The following is a 17,238-nucleotide window of genomic DNA, read 5'->3' on the forward strand; positions in this document are numbered from 1 at the left end:
CGAGCGTCCAGGGAAACAACCAGCCGCAAAAATCCGGATGGCGCGGAACGCCTACTCCCCCGCGCTCAACATTCGACGATATTCACCGCCAGCCCGCCGCGCGACGTTTCCTTGTACTTCGTCTTCATGTCGGCGCCGGTCTGACGCATCGTCTCGATGACGGAATCGAGCGAGACGTAATGGCTGCCGTCGCCGCGCATCGCCATGCGCGCCGCGTTGACGGCCTTGACCGAGCCCATCGCGTTGCGCTCGATGCACGGAATCTGCACCATGCCGCCGACCGGATCGCAGGTGAGCCCGAGGTTGTGCTCCATGCCGATCTCGGCGGCGTTTTCCACCTGGGACGCCGTGCCGCCCATGACCGCCGCGAGCGCGCCCGCCGCCATCGAACAGGCCACGCCGACTTCGCCCTGACAGCCGACTTCGGCGCCCGAGATCGATGCGTTGAGCTTGTAGAGAATGCCGATCGCCGCCGCCGTCAGCAAAAAGTCGATCACGCCCTGTTCGTTCGCGCCCGGCATGAAGCGGTCGTAGTAGTGCAGCACGGCCGGGATGATGCCCGCCGCGCCGTTGGTTGGCGCGGTCACGACGCGACCGCCGATCGCGTTTTCCTCGTTCACCGCGATGGCGTAGAGATTGATCCAGTCGATCATCGAAAGCGGATCGCGCAGCGCCCGTTCCGGCTTGCCCGCGAGCGCGCGATACAACTGCGGCGCGCGCCGCTTGACCTGAAACGGTCCGGGGAGATTGCCGTCGGCGTCCGGATTGCCGATCCCGCAGCCCCGCGCGACGCACGCCTGCATCACGCTCCAGATATGCAGCAAGCCGGCGCGGATGTCGTCGGCGCTGCGCCAGACGCGCTCGTTTTCCCACATCAACTGCGCGATGGTCTTGCCGGATTCGCGGCACATCGCGAGAAGTTCGTCGCCGGTGTGAAACGGATACGGCAACTGCTCGTGCGCGTTCAGCACGGCGGTATTCGCCGCGCCCGCCGTGACGACGAAACCGCCGCCCACCGACAGATACGTGGCCTCGCGCAGCAGCGCGCCGTTGGCGTCGAAGGCGTGCAGCTTCATGCCGTTCGGATGCTCCGGCAGCGCCTGCCGATAAAACGCGATGTGTTCCTTCATCACGAAAGGCACGTCATGCGTGCCGAGGAGCGCGAGCTTCTTCGACTGAACCACGGCGGCGAGACGTGGCACGATGGTGTCGGCATCGACGGTATCCGGTGCGTCGCCCATCAGGCCCAGCATCACGCCGCGATCCGTTCCGTGGCCCTTGCCGGTCGCGCCGAGCGAGCCGTACAACTCGCATTTCACCGACGCTGTGGCGTCGAGCAGGCCGTCGCGTTCGAGCCCCTGCGCGAACATCAGCGCCGCGCGCATCGGACCGACCGTATGCGAGCTGGACGGACCGATGCCGATTTTGAAGAGGTCGAAGACGCTCACTGCCATGAATTGCTCCTGCTGAAATTGCTTTGGGTCAGCGCGCCGCGAGCGGCAGGCAGACTGCGAGCCACGCGGGCGGCGTGGCGGCGAGGCGCAGCGCGACCGGCGCATAGCGGCCGTCCATGCGCGCCGCGAGATGGAATAGTTCGGCCGCGTTTTTCGGGTCCCACTGGCCGGTGTAGCCGGGCAAACCGGCTTCCCGGCGTTTAGCGTCGAAGGGAACCGACGACTTCACGAATTCGTCGTGCGTCTTCGTGCCGAGCGCATACGGCGTGAGCCAGTTCAGCGCGGCGGCGAGCGTCGCGCCCGACGACGCGCGTTCGGCAACCCAGTTGCGGTTGTGGCGGCGCGCGGCCAGCGCGGCGGTGACGAGCGGTTGCAGATCGTAGGTTACGTAATGCAGCGCGTCGCGTTCGGCGAAATCGACCGTGGAGCCGTCCGGCGCGATGTTGTCGCCGATATGTTCGACGAACAGACGCTGCGCCGCGCCGATGAGCTTGCGGTCGTCTGTGGTGAACGCGCCCATCGCGATCAGCTTGATACGGTGGCTCTGCCAGTTGTTGCGATACGTGCCTTGCAGCGGACGCGGCTGTTTGTCGATATCCGCGATATAGCCGGTCACGAGCTTCGTGATGAACGCGTTCGCCGGATTGCGCGTCTTGACGGGCAGCGCGCTCGCGGTCAAATCGTAGGCGAGGATCAGCGACTCGAAATGCGTTTCGTCGATCGGATTGAAGCTCGGCCGATAGGTCGTCGTCCACGCGAACAGGAAGCGATCGACGAGCCGCAAATAACGCTCGTCGCCGGTCGCGCGCCACGCGAGCGCGGCATCGCGCATCAAGCCGAGATCCTTCTCCGCCTCGACGCTTTCGTCGTAGATCCCCTCGTGCGGCAGCGTGCCTTCGGTGTGCAGTTGCGCGCGCGCCTTCGGTTGGTCGTTGACGTGCGATTGCACGGATTTCAGCAGCGCCTTGACGCCGGGATCGGCATTCGTGCGCTCGCTCGTCTGCATCGCGGGCGCGGCGCAGAAGTTCATCGCGGCGTGTGCCTGCGATACCGCGAGCGCGGACGCCGCAAGCGCCGACGCCGTAAGCAATGCCGACGCCGTGAGCTGTTTCACATTCACCACTCGCACCTTTAGCGCCATGCAGAACTCCTTGATTGGCTTGGTTCGGGGTGAGATGTTAGCCGTTCTTCGGCTCCCGCTGCAAAAGCGCCCGGACGACGCGTCCGGGCGCCGTGCATCAGTCTTCGTACTCGGCGAGCGGCACGCAGGAACAGAAGAGATTGCGGTCGCCATAGGCGTTGTCGGCGCGGCCGACCGGCGGCCAGTACTTGCGCGCCACCAGCGACTTCACCGGATAGGCCGCCGCTTCGCGCGGATACGCGTGACGCCATTCATCGGCGACCACGACAGCGGCCGTGTGCGGCGCGTTTCGCAGCGGATTGTCGTCGCGATCGGCGCGGCCTTCTTCCACTGCGCGGATTTCCTCGCGGATGGCGATCATCGCGTCGATAAACCGGTCGAGTTCTTCCTTCGATTCCGATTCCGTCGGTTCGACCATCAACGTGCCTGGCACCGGGAAGCTCATGGTCGGCGCGTGGAAGCCGAAGTCGATCAGCCGCTTCGCCACGTCTTCCACCGAAATGCCGCTCGATTCCTTGATCGCGCGCACATCGAGAATGCACTCGTGCGCGACCAGTCCGCCCGCGCCGCTGTACAGCACCGGATAGTGCGGCGCGAGGCGCTTCGCGACGTAGTTGGCGTTGAGAATCGCGCTTTCGGTCGCGGCAATGAGACCTTTCGCGCCCATCATCGCGATATACATCCACGAGATCGGCAGGATCGCGGCCGAGCCGTAAGGCGCCGACGATACCGCGCCGATGCCCGCTTCGTCGCGCTCGTAGCCGGTCGAATGCTGGTTCGGCAGGAACTTGGCGAGATGCGCGCCGACCGCGACCGGACCGACGCCCGGTCCGCCGCCGCCGTGCGGAATGCAGAACGTCTTGTGCAGGTTCAGGTGCGAGACGTCGCCGCCGAACTGGCCCGGCGCGGTCAGGCCGACCATCGCGTTCATGTTCGCGCCGTCCACGTAGACCTGGCCGCCGTGCGCATGCACGATGTCGCAGATTTCGCGCACGTTGCGCTCGAACACGCCGTGCGTCGACGGATACGTGATCATGATTGCCGCAAGACTGGCCGAATGCTTCTCGGCCTTCGCCTTCAGGTCGTCGATATCGACGTTGCCGTTCGAATCGCACGCGACCACGACCACCTGCATGCCCGCCATCTGCGCCGACGCCGGATTGGTGCCGTGCGCGGACGCCGGAATCAGGCAGACATTGCGATGCCCTTCGCCGCGCGACGCGTGATACGCGTGGATGATGAGCAAGCCGGCATATTCGCCTTGCGATCCCGCGTTCGGCTGCAGCGACACCGCCGCGTAACCGGTACATGCCACGAGCATCTGTTCGAGCTGGTCGATCATCGTCCGGTAGCCGACGGTTTGCTCGGCGGGCGCGAACGGGTGGATCTGCGCGAATTCGGGCCATGTGACCGGCAGCATTTCGGACGTCGCGTTCAGCTTCATCGTGCACGAGCCGAGCGGGATCATCGTGCGGTCGAGCGCGAGGTCTTTGTCCGCGAGACTGCGCAGATAGCGCAGCATTTCGTGCTCGGAGTGGTGACGGTTGAAGACCGGATGCGTCAGGTAATCGCTCGTGCGCACGAGTTCGCGCGGCAGCGCGTCTTGCGCGGCGGCGTCGAGTGCGTCGATATCGAACGTTTCCGTCTTGCCCGCGACTTCCGCGAACAGCGCGAAGAGGCGGCCGAGATCGTCGCGCGTGGTGGTTTCGTCCACCGACACGCCGAGCCGCGTCGCGCCGATGTGACGCAGATTCACATGCACTGCCGACGCCGCCTGATGCAGCGCCGTCGTGTTCGCGCCGCTCTCGATGGTGAGCGTGTCGAAATAAGTGTCGTTGGCGATCGTGTAGCCGAGCCTTTGCAGGCCGGCCGCGAGAATCGACGCCACGCGGTTCACGCGCAGCGCGATGGTCTTGAGTCCCTTCGGACCGTGATACACGGCGTACATGCTCGCCATGATCGCGAGAAGCGCCTGCGCCGTGCACACATTCGACGTCGCCTTTTCGCGGCGGATATGCTGTTCGCGCGTTTGCAGCGCGAGACGCAGCGCCGGGTTGCCCTGCGCGTCCACCGTCACGCCGACGAGGCGCCCCGGCATCTGGCGCTTGAATTCGTCGCGGACCGCCATGTAGGCCGCGTGCGGGCCGCCGAAGCCGATCGGCACGCCGAAGCGCTGCGTATTGCCGATCGCCACGTCCGCGCCCCATTCGCCGGGCGGCGTGATGAGCGTGAGCGCCAGCAGATCGGCGGCGGCGACCACGTGACCGCCCGCCGCGTGGATCGCGTCGGCGAGCGCGCGATAGTCGCGCACGTCGCCGTTCGCGCCCGGATATTGCAGCAGCACGCCGAACGCGTTGGCCGAAGCCGCGTCCGCCGCCGGACCGACTTTCACTTCGATGCCCGCCGGTTTAGCGCGCGTCTGCACGACTTCGATGGTTTGCGGCAACACGTCGTCGGCGACATAGAACACGTTCGATTTCGGCTTGCCGACGCGTTGTAGCAGCGTCATGGCTTCAGCCGCGGCCGTGGCTTCGTCGAGCAGCGACGCGTTGGAAATGGCGAGACCCGTCAGATCGACGATCATCTGCTGGAAATTCAGCAGCGCTTCCAGACGGCCTTGCGAGATTTCCGGCTGATACGGCGTGTAAGCCGTGTACCACGCCGGATTTTCGAGCACGTTGCGCAGGATGACGGCGGGCGTGTGCGTGCCGTAATAGCCCTGACCGATATAGGTTCGGAACACGAGGTTCTGATCCGCGAGCTTGCGCAGCGACGCGAGCGCCTCCGCCTCGCTTTTCGGCTGCGTGAACGCGCCGAGCGGCAGCGGCTCGGTGCGGCGGATCGACTCCGGAATCACCGCGTCGATGAACGCCGCGCGCGTGGCAAAGCCGAGCGCGTCGAGCATAGCGCGCTCATCGGCCGTATCCGGGCCGATATGCCGCTGCGCGAAGGCATCGTGGCATTCGAGCGCGGCGAGGGACAGGGAGGTGCGGTTCATCGGGTGATCCGGATGTTCGAGCTTCATGGGAGTTTCCTGCGGACGCGGTCTCTTTCGAGCCTTCGGAAAACCGCGTCGTCGATTAAAAAATCAGGCGCCGATGGACGTGCCGTAACCGGCGGCGTCGAGCAGCTTGTCGACATTGGCGTCGCCTGCCGGCTTGATCTTGAAGAGCCAGCTTTCATACGGCGCGCCGTTGACCTGGTCGGGCGCGGCGGCGAGCGCATCGTTCGCCGCGACGATCTCGCCCGAAACCGGTGCATAGATGTCCGAGGCGGCCTTGACCGACTCGATCACCGCGATGGCGTCGCCCGCCGAGACGGTCTTGCCGACAGCCGGCAGTTCGATGAACACGACGTCGCCGAGCGCTTCCTGCGCGTGATCGGTGATGCCGATCGCGAGCGTGCCGTCGGTTTCAGTGCGGATCCATTCATGCGATTCGGTGTATTTAAGTTCGGCCGGGATGCTCATTCGGATGCTCCTGTCGTGGTTCGTTGAATTCGGGGTGAGTGCGCGCGGGCCGCTCAGAGCGCCGCCAGAACCTTGCCGTTGCGCACGAAAGGCAGTTTTACCACGCTTGCCGGCAGTTGCTTGTCGCGGATCAGGACATGCACGACATCGCCCGGCTGCACGCCCGCGGGCACGCGCGCGAACGCGATGGATTCCTGCATCGACGGGGAAAAAGTGCCGCTCGTGATCTCGCCTTCGCCCGCTGGCGTAATCACTTTCTGATGCGCGCGGAGCACGCCGCCCGCGCGGCCGTTTTCCTTCTGCAGAATCAATCCGACGAAACTCGATTTCGAGCCGTTCGCCTCCAGCGCCGAGCGGCCGACGAACGCGCGTTCTTCTTTCATATCGACGGTCCAGGCAAGACCCGCGTCGAGCGGCGAGACGTTTTCGTCCATGTCCTGGCCGTACAGATTCATGCCCGCTTCGAGGCGCAGCGTGTCGCGCGCGCCCAGTCCGGCGGGCTTCACGCCGTGCGCGATCAGCGCGTTCCAGAACGCTTCGACCTGCGTCGCCGGGACGATCACCTCGAAGCCGTCCTCGCCCGTGTAGCCGGTGCGCGCGAGCATCACGTCGCCGAAGGGCGTGACGGGAAATTGCACGGCGTTGAACGGTTTGATGGCTTCCGTGGCGGCGCGCGTGTCCGGCAGCACTTGCCAGACTTTTTCGCGCGCGTTCGGGCCTTGCACGGCGACGATCGCGAGATCGCGGCGCGGCGTGATGGTCAGGCCGAAGCCGCCTTCCGCGTTCAACTGGCCGAACCACGCGATGTCTTTTTCGGCGGTGCCGGCATTCACGACGACGCGGTAGTTGTCGTCGGCGAAGTAGTACACGATCAGATCGTCGATCACCCCGCCGTCGGCGTTGAGCAGGCACGAGTAGAGCGCGCGGCCGGGCGCGGTGAGCTTGTCGACGTTGTTCGCGATGGCGAATTTGAAGAAGGCGCGGGCGCTGTCGCCGGTGAAATCGACGACGCGCATGTGCGAAACGTCGAACATGCCGGCGTCGGTGCGGACGGCGCGATGCTCGTCGATTTGCGAACCGTAGTTGACGGGCATGTCCCAGCCGCCGAAATCGACCATGCGCGCGTTGAGCGCAAGGTGAGCGGCGTGGAGGGGCGTGTGTTGAAGTTCGGTCATCGGGGCCTCGGGCGGTGCGCGAAAACGAAAAAGGCCATGCGTGGACATGCGCTTGCTGACCTCGCGGCTTCACGGCGCGCGAGAAACGTGCGCCGGCGAAGCTCGCGGGAAGGCGAGCGGAGTTCGTACATGACCCCTCTGTCCTCGGTACCTGAGAGATTGCGCTGCCGGGTCTGGATGACTGGCTGTGCGCGCGCCCCTTCGGTGGGCAACTGGCTTAGGCGTTTTGCCGTGGCCGCTGCCGCTCTCCAGAGTGCGAAGCGTTTTCCGCGAGCGCAATGCTGCGGGGTTCACTTCGACGCGGCCGGTCCTTTTGCCTGAGAGTTTGTGGGTGTGCCCCTTCGGCGGCGTTCGGCTGTTCAGCGAACGCGCTCTCCCGACGCGTGCGGCCGAATTTACGCGACCGAAATGGGCTTGTCAAACTTGGGGGCGCTGGCGCTGGCGCTTGGGGTGGGGGTTTACGCCGTTTGATTTTGACGCGGGTTCTGGGAGCTTGCTCGGGGTTCTGGTTTGCTGGCGCTTGTGCTTTTGTCTGCTTGTGCTTCTCGGGAACTTGCTTTCGTGTAGGTCTATTAGCACGCCGCTATGCGCGGCAGCAGTCACTTTCTTTGCTGCTGCAAAGAAAGTAACCAAAGAAAGCAGCTTATCCGCCGAAGTGTCCACCACGAATAACTGCGCGGATAGGCGCGCACGCTGACTCGGTCAACTCGCATTCGCTGGTATTGGCACAGCGCCTGTCAGTTCCGTCCTCGCTGCGCGCGGACGATGGGCACAACGGAACCGTCGGTTTGCCGTCGGTTAGGTTTCTGCGGTTATGCCTTACCGGCAGGCACTTCGTGCCTGCCGGGATGGATGAGCGGCTCCGCTCTGTTTCGCGGTGCGATGTCACGGCTGTTTTATCGCACCACTCCCGGTTACGGTTCGTGGTGGACACTTAGACGGATAAGCTGCTTTCTTTTGGTTACTTTCTTTGCAGCTAGCCAAAGAAAGTGACTGCTGCCGCGCACAGCGGCATGGTAATTGACCTACACGAAAACAAGTTTCCAGCAATCACAGGCAAACAAAAACTGAAGCGCCAGCAAACCAAGGCCGGTGCAAGTTCCCAAGAACCACGTGCAAACAAAAGCAAAACGGCGCCAGCAAAATCAGACCCCGACTCGAATCCCCTTCTCACTGCTCTCGACAGCGAGCTCAATAATGCGCATCACATCGACCGCATCCTGCGCGGCGACGGGAAACGCCTTCCCCTCAAAAACCGACGCGGCCAACGCCCGATAAAACTCCGCATAAGCCCCATCCCGCGTAGCGAATTCCTGCCGCAAATCGTGATCGCCGTCCACCTCGCGCAAAAGCCCCGGCGGATTCTTGCCGAAAGCGGCATCGCCGGGACGCAAACCCGCCTTCAACTGGTCTTCCTGCACATCCAGTCCGGTCTTCACATAACTTCCTCGCGTCCCGTGAACCGTAAATCGCGGCGGTTCGAGCGCGGCGAGTGCGCTCGCGTGCAGCACGATTTCCTTATCGCCGTAACCGAGCAGCAGATGCACGTAATCCGGCGCGTGCGCGTGATCGCGATGGGCGCGCACGGTCGCGTAAATCGTCTGCGGCAAGCCGAACAGCGTTATCGCCTGGTCGATCAAATGCGGTCCGAGGTCGAACAGCAGACCGCCCCCGCGCGATGCTTCCTCGCGCCAACGCTGCGGCACTTTCGGACGGAACCGGTCGAAATGCGACTCGAAATGCGTGATACGCCCAAGCCGCCCGCTTTCGATCAGCGCGCGCAACGTCAAAAAGTCGCCATCCCAGCGCCGGTTGTGAAACGGCGCGAACAGCAGTTTGCGGCTCGCGGCGAGATCGGCGAGCGTGCGGGCATCCGCCGAAGAAAGCGTCACCGGTTTATCCACGACCACGTGCTTGCCCGCTTCCAGCGCACGCCGGGCGAGGTCGAAATGGGTGTCGTTAGGCGTCGCGACGACGACGCACGCGATGTCGTCGCGTGCGATCAGCGCATCGAAATCGGACACGATCGCGGCGTTCGGGTAATCGGCCTGCGCGCGTTCGGCCTGCGCCGTCGCGATTCCCGCGACGCGCGCGCGCCCGCAATGTTCGATGACAGGCGCGTGGAACGTCGCGCCAGCCAGGCCGTAACCGATCACGCCGACGTTGAGTAGTGTGGTCATCCAGGCATCCAGTGTGGAAAAGTGAAGGGCAGTGAAGCGCTGAAACTGTCCCGATATTGTGGCACGACGACGCGTTCCTTCGTTCGCGCGCAGGTCGCGTCCGCCGCAAGCATCCGCTGTGCAAACGCCGCGCATCCGTCGCACATCCGCCGCGCAAACGCCGCGCATCCGCCGCATCCGCCGTCGCGAACCCGCCATCGCCGATCCAAAAAAAGGGCGGATTGGCGCGGGTTTCATCCGTGTTAACATCGCCCTCTCGAAAAAGCGCCGTCCACGTGACGCGTGAAATTTCGCCCGGTTTTTTCGCGCTCGCCCATCCGGCGGCTGCCTCGCGCCGCCCGCCCAACGCTCTCAAAGTCCAAACGATGTCCGCAGGTCTCAACGCCGCGCAAAACGAAGCGGTGCGCTATCTCGATGGTCCGTGTCTCGTGCTCGCCGGCGCGGGCAGCGGCAAAACGCGCGTGATCACGCAAAAAATCGCGCATCTGATTGAAGGCAAGGGTTTCGAGCCGAAGCATATCGCCGCGCTCACCTTTACCAACAAGGCCGCGCTGGAAATGCGCGAGCGCACGGCCAAGCTGCTCGAAGGCAAGACGCTCACCACGCCCGGCAAGGAAGGGCGCAAGGTGCCCGTCAATCAGCTGACCATCTGCACGTTTCACTCGCTCGGCGTCCAGATCATGCGGCAAGAGGCCGAGCACGTCGGGCTGAAGCCGCAGTTCTCGATCATGGATTCCGACGATTGCTTCGGCATGGTGCAGGAGCAGCTCGGCACGACCGACAAGGGCCTGATCCGTAAAGTGCAGTCGATTATTTCGCTGTGGAAAAACGGCATGATCTCGCCGGATCAGGCGTCCGTGCTGGCGTCGAACGAGGACGAGCATCAGGCGGCGATCGTCTACCGCAGCTACGCCGCGACGCTCCACGCCTATCAGGCGCTCGATTTCGACGATCTGATCCTCAAGCCCGCGCATCTTTTCGCGCAGAACGAGCAGGTCCGCGAGAAGTGGCAGAACCGGCTGCGCTACCTGCTGATCGACGAATATCAGGACACGAACACCTGTCAGTACGAGTTGCTGAAATTGCTCGCCGGGCCGCGCGCGGCGTTCACCGCCGTGGGCGACGACGATCAGGCGATCTACGGCTGGCGCGGCGCGACCATCGAAAATCTGGCGCAGCTCGGCAAGGATTTCCCGAAACTGCACGTTGTTAAGCTGGAACAGAACTACCGTTCGACGGTGCGGATTCTGACCGCCGCGAACAACGTGATCGCCAACAATCCGAAGCTGTTCGAGAAGAAGCTGTGGTCCGAGCACGGCATGGGCGACACGATCACCGTGACCGGCTGCAACGACGAGGAACACGAGGCGGAGTCCGTCGTGTTCCGCCTTTCCGCGCACAAATTCGAGCGCCGCGCCGCGTTTCGCGATTACGCGATCCTGTATCGCGGGAATTTTCAGGCGCGGATCTTCGAGCAGGTGCTGCGCCGCGAGCGCATTCCCTACGTGCTGTCGGGCGGTCAGTCGTTCTTCGACAAGGCCGAGATCAAGGACATCATTGCGTACCTGCGCCTGATCGCGAATCCGGACGACGATCCCGCGTTCATCCGCGCGATCACGACGCCGCGACGCGGGATCGGCAATACCACGCTGGAAGCGCTGGGCGCGTTCGCGGGGTTGTCGAAGGTATCGTTGTTCGAGGCCGTGTTCATGGGCGGGATCGAGGCGCGGCTGTCCGCGCGCCAGGTCGAGCCGCTGCGCACGTTTTGCGAGTGGATGCAGCGCCTGTCCGACCGCGCGGGGCGCGATCCGGCGTCGTCCGTGCTCGACGACTTGATGGAGGCGATCCATTACGAGGCGTATCTGTACGACGCCTACGACGAACGGCAGGCGCAGTCGAAGTGGCAGAACGTGCTGGAGTTCTGCGAATGGCTGAAACGAAAGGGCACGAAGCCCGAGCCAGCGGGCGACCCGGAAGCGACCGGCTACGACAACGCCGACGGTTTCGGCGATGAAGGCAAGAATCTGCTCGGCCTGATCCAGACAGTCGCGCTGATGTCGATGCTCGAAGGCAAGGACGAAAATCCCGACGCCGTGCGGCTTTCCACCGTGCACGCATCGAAGGGACTGGAATATCCGCACGTGTTTCTGGTCGGCGTCGAGGAAGGCATCATGCCGCACCGTGGCGGCTCCGACGACGGCCCGGTGGACGAAGGGCGGATCGAGGAAGAACGACGGCTGATGTACGTCGCGATCACGCGCGCGCAGCGCAGCCTGCATCTGAACTGGTGCAAGAAGCGCAAGCGCGCGCGGGAAACCGTGGTGTGCGAGGCGTCGCGGTTTATCCCCGAAATGCTGCTCGACGACGCCCCGCCGCCCACCGAAGACGAAGCGCCGATGACGCCGAAAGACCGCATGGCGATGCTCAAGGCGCTTTTGCAGAAGCCGGCGGCATAAGACCTTGAGAACCGCTGCGTTATTTCGCAGCGGCGACCATGTAGTCGACGGCGGCTTTCACATCGGCATCCGATGCCGTCGATCCACCCTTCGGCGGCATCGCGCCCTTGCCGTGCAGCGCGTAGTTGTAGACGGTGTCGATCGGATCTTTCAGGCGCTCGGCCCAAGCGGCTTTATCGCCGAACTTGGGCGCGTTCAGCACGCCGGCCGCGTGGCAGGCCTGACACACTTGCGTGTAGAGCGCCTTGCCCGCCTGCGATGCATCCGCGCTCTGGCTTTCGGCGGGCGCCGCCGCCGTTTGCGGCACGGACGCCAGCGCGGCGACCGCAGCGGCGGCTTGTGACGTGTCGCTTGCAGCGGCCGGAGCAGTCGCGGCCGAAGCCGCCGCAGCCGCTGCGCCGGGCGCGGGTTGCGCGGGTTCGTCGAATTTCGCGCCGCCGTTGTTCGCCATATAGACGACCGCCCGCGCGATTTCGAAGTCGCTGTAGTCGTCGGGGCTCGTGCCGCCGCGCGCGGGCATCGCGCCCTTGCCGTTGAGCGCGTTGTGCAGCAGCGTGTCGTAACCTTCGGCCACGCGCGGCGCCCACGCGCCTGCATCGCCGAATTTCGGCGCGCCGGCGACACCTGCCGCGTGACACGTCGAGCAGACGGCCTTGAAGACTTCCTCGCCGGTTTTGAAGACGCGAGGCGCGTTGGCGTCGCGAATATCGACTTGCGCGATGGGTTTAATGCGGGCGGTGACTTCGGCCTCGGCGAGCGAGTCGGTTCCGGCTCCCGTGCGCACGTTATTGTTCACGTACACGGCGAGCAGAATGATGATGACGATAGGGACGGCGAATCCGGCGATGATTGCTGCGATGAGTTGGCCGGGCGTCTTGATCGGGGCTCCGTGGGGTGCTTCGCTCATGCTTGTCTCGTCTCCCGTTTTTGTGTGTGAGCGGTACAGCGACAGCGTGACAGCAACGACACTTCCTACCAGCACGGACGATTATAGACGGAACACTTAACGGGCGGCGCGCCCGGCGGGCGTTGGCTGGCGGGCGTATACCCGCATCGGCGCGTCGTGTTCCGGGGCAGCGCGAAAGCCCGGTCAAGGCCGTCGGATGGACGAATCGCGGGAAAACGGGTATTCTCTCGGACTCGCATCGCCCTGCCTCGCCAGCTTCTCCACGACGAACGCAGCGGTCTTGCTCCGCACGCGCCCGTAGCTCAATGGATAGAGTACTGCCCTCCGAAGGCAGGGGTTGCTGGTTCGATCCCAGCCGGGCGCACCAAGATTCAATCGAAATTCAGTCGCGCTTCAGTCGCGATTCAATCGATCACCGAGCCGGCTCCGTTGCTTTCCAACGCGAACTGCTTGCTTGCAAAAATCCCAGGTTATTCGAATTCCTCTCACGAGCGTGTGCCGTCGGCTCGAGCGGATTTATCGCGTCTGTCAGGTTCTCGGGATGCGTGTTCTCTCCGTGCCCGCCAACGGTCTGGCAAAGAACCACGCCACCTTCCTCCACAAACCCCTGTCTGACGTGAAGACAAACGTTTGCGTCCTCCGCGGCACGCGCGTTGCGCGTCGAAAATCCGGTAAAAGGCGCTTACGCACCGGCTTTTCGTACGATTAATAGGTGAAAGCCGAAGTGGGCATCCGGTCCGGCCGATCAACCTTGCATCTAGCTAAATGGCAGGGAAATCGCCCTCTGTTAGCCGAATTGATTTACTGGCCGGTCGATATATTTGCATCATCTGTCTCCGATCTGGTTTTGTCAGGTTTCCGGCAGCCGGCAGCGAGCCGGCCGCCATGAACGCCCGGCGCGGTTTGTAGGCAGGACGAGGTGAGTGAGCTCCACGGAACCTCAAACAAACCTGAGCGCGACTGCCGACGACAGCCGCCTGTTCACAACGAGTGCCATTCGCCCACGCAAGCGCTCAATTACCGAGAATTTTGATGTCCACCATTACCCAGATCCCCACCGCCGAACAGTTCATCGAACAATTCCTGATCGCTGTCGATTTTCAGGAATCCGTGGACGCGACGCTCGACACCGAACTGCTGAGCTTGCCCGAATGGGATTCGCTCGCGTCGCTCGGCGTGATCGTCATGTTCGACACCGACTACAACAAGACCATCTCCGGCGACGACATCAAGAAGTGCGTCACGCTCGGCGATTTGCGCAACCTGCTCGGATAAGACGCCATGGGGCTTTCGACATTGCGCAACGTGCGCTTCGCGGGCATGGCGACTTGCGTGCCCAAGCGCATCGTTCATAACATCGACGATGCGCCGCCGCAGATCCGCTCCGAGCGCGAGCGGCTCGTGCGCAATATCGGCATTCAGCAGCGTCGCCTCTGCCCTGAATGGCAGTGCTTTTCGGATCTCGCGTTCGAGGCCACGGAAAAGCTGCTGGGCGATCTGCAATGGGCGCGCGAGGAGGTGGACGCGCTGATCGTGGTCACGCAGTCACCGGATTACATCATCCCGGCGACCTCGATCATCCTGCAGGACCGGCTCAAGCTTTCGCATACCACCATCGCCTTCGATGTGAATCTCGGCTGCTCCGGTTATCCGTTTGGCTTGCAGATCCTCGGCAGCCTGATTGCCTCGGGCGCGGTCAAAAAAGGGCTGGTGCTGGTCGGCGATAAGTCGGGCACCGTCAAGGATCCGATCTTCTCCGACGCCGGCACGGCGACAGCGCTCGAATTCGACGCCGACGCGCCGCCGATGTACTTCGACCTGAACAGCGACGGCAGCGGCCACAAGGCGATCATTCTGCCGGTCGGCGGTCATCGCGAGCCCATCGGTTTTCAGCACATGACCGCGCACAAGGACGATAACGGCTTCTGGCGATCGCCCCTCGACCTGACGCTCGACGGCCCCGCGGTCCTGAGCTTCTCGACGCAGCGTATTCCGCCCGCGGTCGAAAGGCTGCTGGCGTATTCGGACATGGGCAAGGAGACGATCGATTACTTCGTCTTCCACCAGGCCAACCGGATGATCAACGAGACGATCCGCAAGAAGCTGGCATTGCCGGTGGAAAAAGTACCGAGCACGCTGCACGATTTTGGCAACACCAGCGGCGCGTCGTTGCCGGTCACCATGACGGCTCGCCTGAACGAAGCGCTGAACGCGGGCAAGAACCGGCTGCTGCTGTGCGGTTTCGGCATCGGCTTGTCGTGGGGCAGTGTGATCGTGGATATCGAATCGGCCAAGTTTCCGGAATTGATCAAATCATGAGCGTAGAAGATCCGTTTTCGCTTAGCGGGAAACGCATCCTGGTGACAGGTGCTTCATCGGGAATCGGACGGCAAACAGCGTTGACTTGCGCACAGATGGGCGCGCAAGTCGTGATCACCGGGCGCGACGAGACGCGGCTCGCGTCCACCGCCGATGCGCTCGAAGGCGAGGGCCACAAGCTCATCGTGGCCGACCTGACCGAATCCACCAACCGCGATCGCGTGATCGAGGAAGCGGGCGTGCTCGACGGTGTCGTACACGCGGCGGGCGTTTCGCGTCTCGCGCCTTTCCGGATGATCAGCGAGTCGCATCTGGAAGGCATGTTCGCCAGCAACACCTACGCGCCGATGCTGCTGACCCGCGGCCTCCTGGCGAAAAAGCGCATCGCGCAGAAGGGCTCGATCGTGTTTATCGGCTCGATCGCGTCGCATGTCGGCCCGCTCGCGTCCAGCGCCTATGCCGCGAGTAAAGCGGCTTTGCTCGGCGCGATGCGCTCGCTCGGCCAGGAAGTGGCGAAGCAGGGTATCCGCGCGAACTGCATCGCGCCCGGCTACGTTCGCACGCCGCTCCTCGACGGCCTGGGGCAAAGCGGCGGCAATATGGGCGATCTGCTGGAACTCGCTCCGCTCGGCTTGGGTGAACCCGAAGACATCGCCTATGCTGCTGTGTATTACCTGTCGGATGCCAGCCGCTGGGTCACGCGCAATTACTTCGTCGTCGATGGCGGTTTGACAATTCCCATGGATATTTACGCATGACCGGCCCGGCAAAACGTCCCTTTTCCCTGCAAGGCAAGACGATTCTGGTGACCGGAGCGTCATCGGGAATCGGTCAGCAGACCGCAATAAGCTGCGCTCAACAAGGCGCGCGCGTGATCGTCACGGGTCGCGACGCGGCTCGCCTGCAAGCCACTTTCGATCAACTCCCCGGCGAAGGTCATGTGCAAGTGGTGGCCGACCTCTCGGTCGCAGCCGATCAGGAGCAACTCGTCCGCGCCAGTCCGGCGATCGACGGCCTCGTGCATTGCGCCGGCCAGCAACGGCTTTGCCCGGTACGTCAGTTGAGCGAACAGATCATGACGGAGATGTATTCCGTCAACTTTCTCGCGCCTGTCATGCTGACGCAGCGGTTGTTGCACGCCAATGCAATCGCCAATCAAGGTTCGATCATCTTTATGCTTTCCACGGCCGCGCATATCGGCACGCGCGGCGTCGGACCGTATTCGGCGATGAAGGCAGGGCTTGGCGCCATCATCCGGTGTCTCGCGCTGGAGCAGGCGAAACGCAAGATTCGCGTCAACGGCATTTCGCCCGCGGGCGTCGCCACGCCGATGTGGAACGCGGCTGAGTTGGCCGCCCAGACGGCGCGCCAGCCCCTCGGTCTGGGCACGTCGCTGGACGTGGCGAACGCGGCGCTCTATCTGCTGTCCGACGCGAGCCGCTGGGTCACGGGCACGAGTCTCGTCATGGATGGCGGGACGATTTTGTGATGCTTCGGACTTTCATCATCGGTGCTGGCGGCTGGGGGCGCGAAGTGCTCGCGCAAATGAACGACGACCCGGCCAACGGACAGGAATGGTTCGTCGAAGGTTTTCTGGACAACCGCCCGCATGTGCTCGACGGACTGGGCTGCGACGCGTCCGTCGTCGGCGATCCGATGACGCATGTACCGCAACCGGACGAAGCCTTCGTCTGTGCAGTCGGCGATCCGCGCGCCCGTCAGCGATACGCCGAACCGTTGCTGTCGAAGGGCGCGCAGTTCATTCCGATCCGCACGGGCGCGTTTGTGAATCCGCGCGTGCATCTGGGCACTGGCAGCTTCTTGTGTCATCGCGTGCAAGTCAGCCCGGATGTGTGGATCGGCGATTTCGCCAACGTCCATACGCTTACCGTGATCGGCCACGACGTGCGGATCGGCGATTATGCGCAGGTCGGGGCGATGGTTTTTGTCGGCGGCGGTGCGCGCATCGGCAACTTCGTGACGGTTCATCCCCATGCCACGATCTTGCCCGGCATCCAGGTGGGCGAAGGCGCGATCGTCGGCGCGGGTGCCGTGGTGGTGAAGGACGTTCCCGCGGGCGCGACGGTCTTCGGCAATCCGGCGCGGGTGATTTTTCAAAGCAACACGCATTAGGAAT

At 63.7% G+C, this 17,238-nt stretch carries 13 protein-coding genes, 1 tRNA gene and 2 riboswitches; of the genes, 7 read left to right on the forward strand and 7 right to left on the reverse strand.

Annotated features, from left to right (window positions below; genetic code table 11):
• Positions 1 to 65: 65 nt before the first annotated feature.
• The 6 genes from AC3D25_RS16035 to AC3D25_RS16060 form a co-directional block, all read right to left on the reverse strand.
• The gene (locus AC3D25_RS16035) at positions 66 to 1,454 is read right to left on the reverse strand and encodes an L-serine ammonia-lyase (RefSeq protein ID WP_488889340.1); all 1,389 of its coding nucleotides are present in this window, start codon (positions 1,452 to 1,454) and stop codon (positions 66 to 68) included.
• Between the two features lie 28 nt (positions 1,455 to 1,482).
• Entirely contained in the window at positions 1,483 to 2,484 is a 1,002-nt protein-coding gene (locus AC3D25_RS16040) for an alginate lyase family protein (RefSeq protein ID WP_488889717.1), read from the reverse strand.
• Positions 2,485 to 2,692: 208 nt separating this feature from the next.
• Complete coding sequence (gcvP, locus tag AC3D25_RS16045; protein ID WP_488889341.1) at positions 2,693 to 5,620, reverse strand: aminomethyl-transferring glycine dehydrogenase; 2,928 nt, start codon at positions 5,618 to 5,620, stop codon at positions 2,693 to 2,695.
• Positions 5,621 to 5,683: 63 nt separating this feature from the next.
• Positions 5,684 to 6,064: a glycine cleavage system protein GcvH gene (gene gcvH / locus AC3D25_RS16050; protein ID WP_488889342.1), complete on the reverse strand. Its 381-nt coding sequence runs from the start codon at positions 6,062 to 6,064 to the stop codon at positions 5,684 to 5,686.
• A gap of 53 nt (positions 6,065 to 6,117) precedes the next feature.
• The gene (gene gcvT, locus AC3D25_RS16055) at positions 6,118 to 7,239 is read right to left on the reverse strand and encodes a glycine cleavage system aminomethyltransferase GcvT (RefSeq protein ID WP_488889343.1); all 1,122 of its coding nucleotides are present in this window, start codon (positions 7,237 to 7,239) and stop codon (positions 6,118 to 6,120) included.
• A gap of 128 nt (positions 7,240 to 7,367) precedes the next feature.
• A riboswitch (glycine riboswitch) is annotated at positions 7,368 to 7,501 on the reverse strand.
• 32 nt (positions 7,502 to 7,533) lie between these two features.
• A riboswitch (glycine riboswitch) is annotated at positions 7,534 to 7,628 on the reverse strand.
• Between the two features lie 756 nt (positions 7,629 to 8,384).
• Positions 8,385 to 9,419 carry an oxidoreductase gene (locus AC3D25_RS16060; protein WP_488889344.1) on the reverse strand — a complete coding sequence of 345 codons (1,035 nt, stop codon included), beginning with the start codon at positions 9,417 to 9,419 and terminating at the stop codon, positions 8,385 to 8,387.
• Between the two features lie 365 nt (positions 9,420 to 9,784).
• On the opposite strand from AC3D25_RS16060, the gene AC3D25_RS16065 reads away from it, so the two are divergent.
• Complete coding sequence (locus tag AC3D25_RS16065; RefSeq protein ID WP_488889345.1) at positions 9,785 to 11,875, forward strand: UvrD-helicase domain-containing protein; 2,091 nt, start codon at positions 9,785 to 9,787, stop codon at positions 11,873 to 11,875.
• Positions 11,876 to 11,894: 19 nt separating this feature from the next.
• On the opposite strand, the gene AC3D25_RS16070 is transcribed toward AC3D25_RS16065, so the two are convergent.
• Entirely contained in the window at positions 11,895 to 12,782 is an 888-nt protein-coding gene (locus AC3D25_RS16070) for a c-type cytochrome (RefSeq protein WP_488889346.1), read from the reverse strand.
• A 291-nt stretch (positions 12,783 to 13,073) separates the two neighbouring features.
• On the opposite strand from AC3D25_RS16070, the gene AC3D25_RS16075 reads away from it, so the two are divergent.
• From AC3D25_RS16075 to AC3D25_RS16100, 6 genes are all read left to right on the forward strand, one after another.
• Positions 13,074 to 13,149: transfer RNA gene (locus tag AC3D25_RS16075), tRNA-Arg, on the forward strand.
• Positions 13,150 to 13,814: 665 nt separating this feature from the next.
• The gene (locus AC3D25_RS16080; protein ID WP_488889347.1) at positions 13,815 to 14,057 is read left to right on the forward strand and encodes an acyl carrier protein; all 243 of its coding nucleotides are present in this window, start codon (positions 13,815 to 13,817) and stop codon (positions 14,055 to 14,057) included.
• A 6-nt stretch (positions 14,058 to 14,063) separates the two neighbouring features.
• Positions 14,064 to 15,101: a ketoacyl-ACP synthase III gene (locus tag AC3D25_RS16085; RefSeq protein WP_488889348.1), complete on the forward strand. Its 1,038-nt coding sequence runs from the start codon at positions 14,064 to 14,066 to the stop codon at positions 15,099 to 15,101.
• Complete coding sequence (locus tag AC3D25_RS16090) at positions 15,098 to 15,859, forward strand: SDR family NAD(P)-dependent oxidoreductase (RefSeq protein WP_488889349.1); 762 nt, start codon at positions 15,098 to 15,100, stop codon at positions 15,857 to 15,859. Before AC3D25_RS16085 ends, AC3D25_RS16090 begins: the two co-directional genes overlap by 4 nt.
• Entirely contained in the window at positions 15,856 to 16,590 is a 735-nt protein-coding gene (locus tag AC3D25_RS16095; protein ID WP_488889350.1) for an SDR family NAD(P)-dependent oxidoreductase, read from the forward strand. The genes AC3D25_RS16090 and AC3D25_RS16095 overlap by 4 nt, the downstream gene beginning before the upstream one ends.
• Complete coding sequence (locus AC3D25_RS16100; protein ID WP_488889351.1) at positions 16,590 to 17,234, forward strand: acetyltransferase; 645 nt, start codon at positions 16,590 to 16,592, stop codon at positions 17,232 to 17,234. The genes AC3D25_RS16095 and AC3D25_RS16100 overlap by 1 nt, the downstream gene beginning before the upstream one ends.
• The last annotated feature ends 4 nt before the right edge of the window (positions 17,235 to 17,238 follow it).

It is taken from the genome of Caballeronia sp. SL1002 (genome assembly GCF_057814995.1).

Bases quoted from the DNA above. Each gene is read 5' to 3' on its own strand.
- AC3D25_RS16035 (WP_488889340.1), bottom strand. From the start codon at position 1,454: ATGGCAGTGAGCGTCTTCGACCTCTTCAAAATCGGCATCGGTCCGTCC.
- AC3D25_RS16040 (WP_488889717.1), bottom strand. From the start codon at position 2,484: ATGAACTTCTGCGCCGCGCCCGCGATGCAGACGAGCGAGCGCACGAAT.
- gcvP (WP_488889341.1), bottom strand. From the start codon at position 5,620: ATGAAGCTCGAACATCCGGATCACCCGATGAACCGCACCTCCCTGTCC.
- gcvH (WP_488889342.1), bottom strand. From the start codon at position 6,064: ATGAGCATCCCGGCCGAACTTAAATACACCGAATCGCATGAATGGATC.
- gcvT (WP_488889343.1), bottom strand. From the start codon at position 7,239: ATGACCGAACTTCAACACACGCCCCTCCACGCCGCTCACCTTGCGCTC.
- AC3D25_RS16060 (WP_488889344.1), bottom strand. From the start codon at position 9,419: ATGACCACACTACTCAACGTCGGCGTGATCGGTTACGGCCTGGCTGGC.
- AC3D25_RS16065 (WP_488889345.1), top strand. From the start codon at position 9,785: ATGTCCGCAGGTCTCAACGCCGCGCAAAACGAAGCGGTGCGCTATCTC.
- AC3D25_RS16070 (WP_488889346.1), bottom strand. From the start codon at position 12,782: ATGAGCGAAGCACCCCACGGAGCCCCGATCAAGACGCCCGGCCAACTC.
- AC3D25_RS16080 (WP_488889347.1), top strand. From the start codon at position 13,815: ATGTCCACCATTACCCAGATCCCCACCGCCGAACAGTTCATCGAACAA.
- AC3D25_RS16085 (WP_488889348.1), top strand. From the start codon at position 14,064: ATGGGGCTTTCGACATTGCGCAACGTGCGCTTCGCGGGCATGGCGACT.
- AC3D25_RS16090 (WP_488889349.1), top strand. From the start codon at position 15,098: ATGAGCGTAGAAGATCCGTTTTCGCTTAGCGGGAAACGCATCCTGGTG.
- AC3D25_RS16095 (WP_488889350.1), top strand. From the start codon at position 15,856: ATGACCGGCCCGGCAAAACGTCCCTTTTCCCTGCAAGGCAAGACGATT.
- AC3D25_RS16100 (WP_488889351.1), top strand. From the start codon at position 16,590: ATGCTTCGGACTTTCATCATCGGTGCTGGCGGCTGGGGGCGCGAAGTG.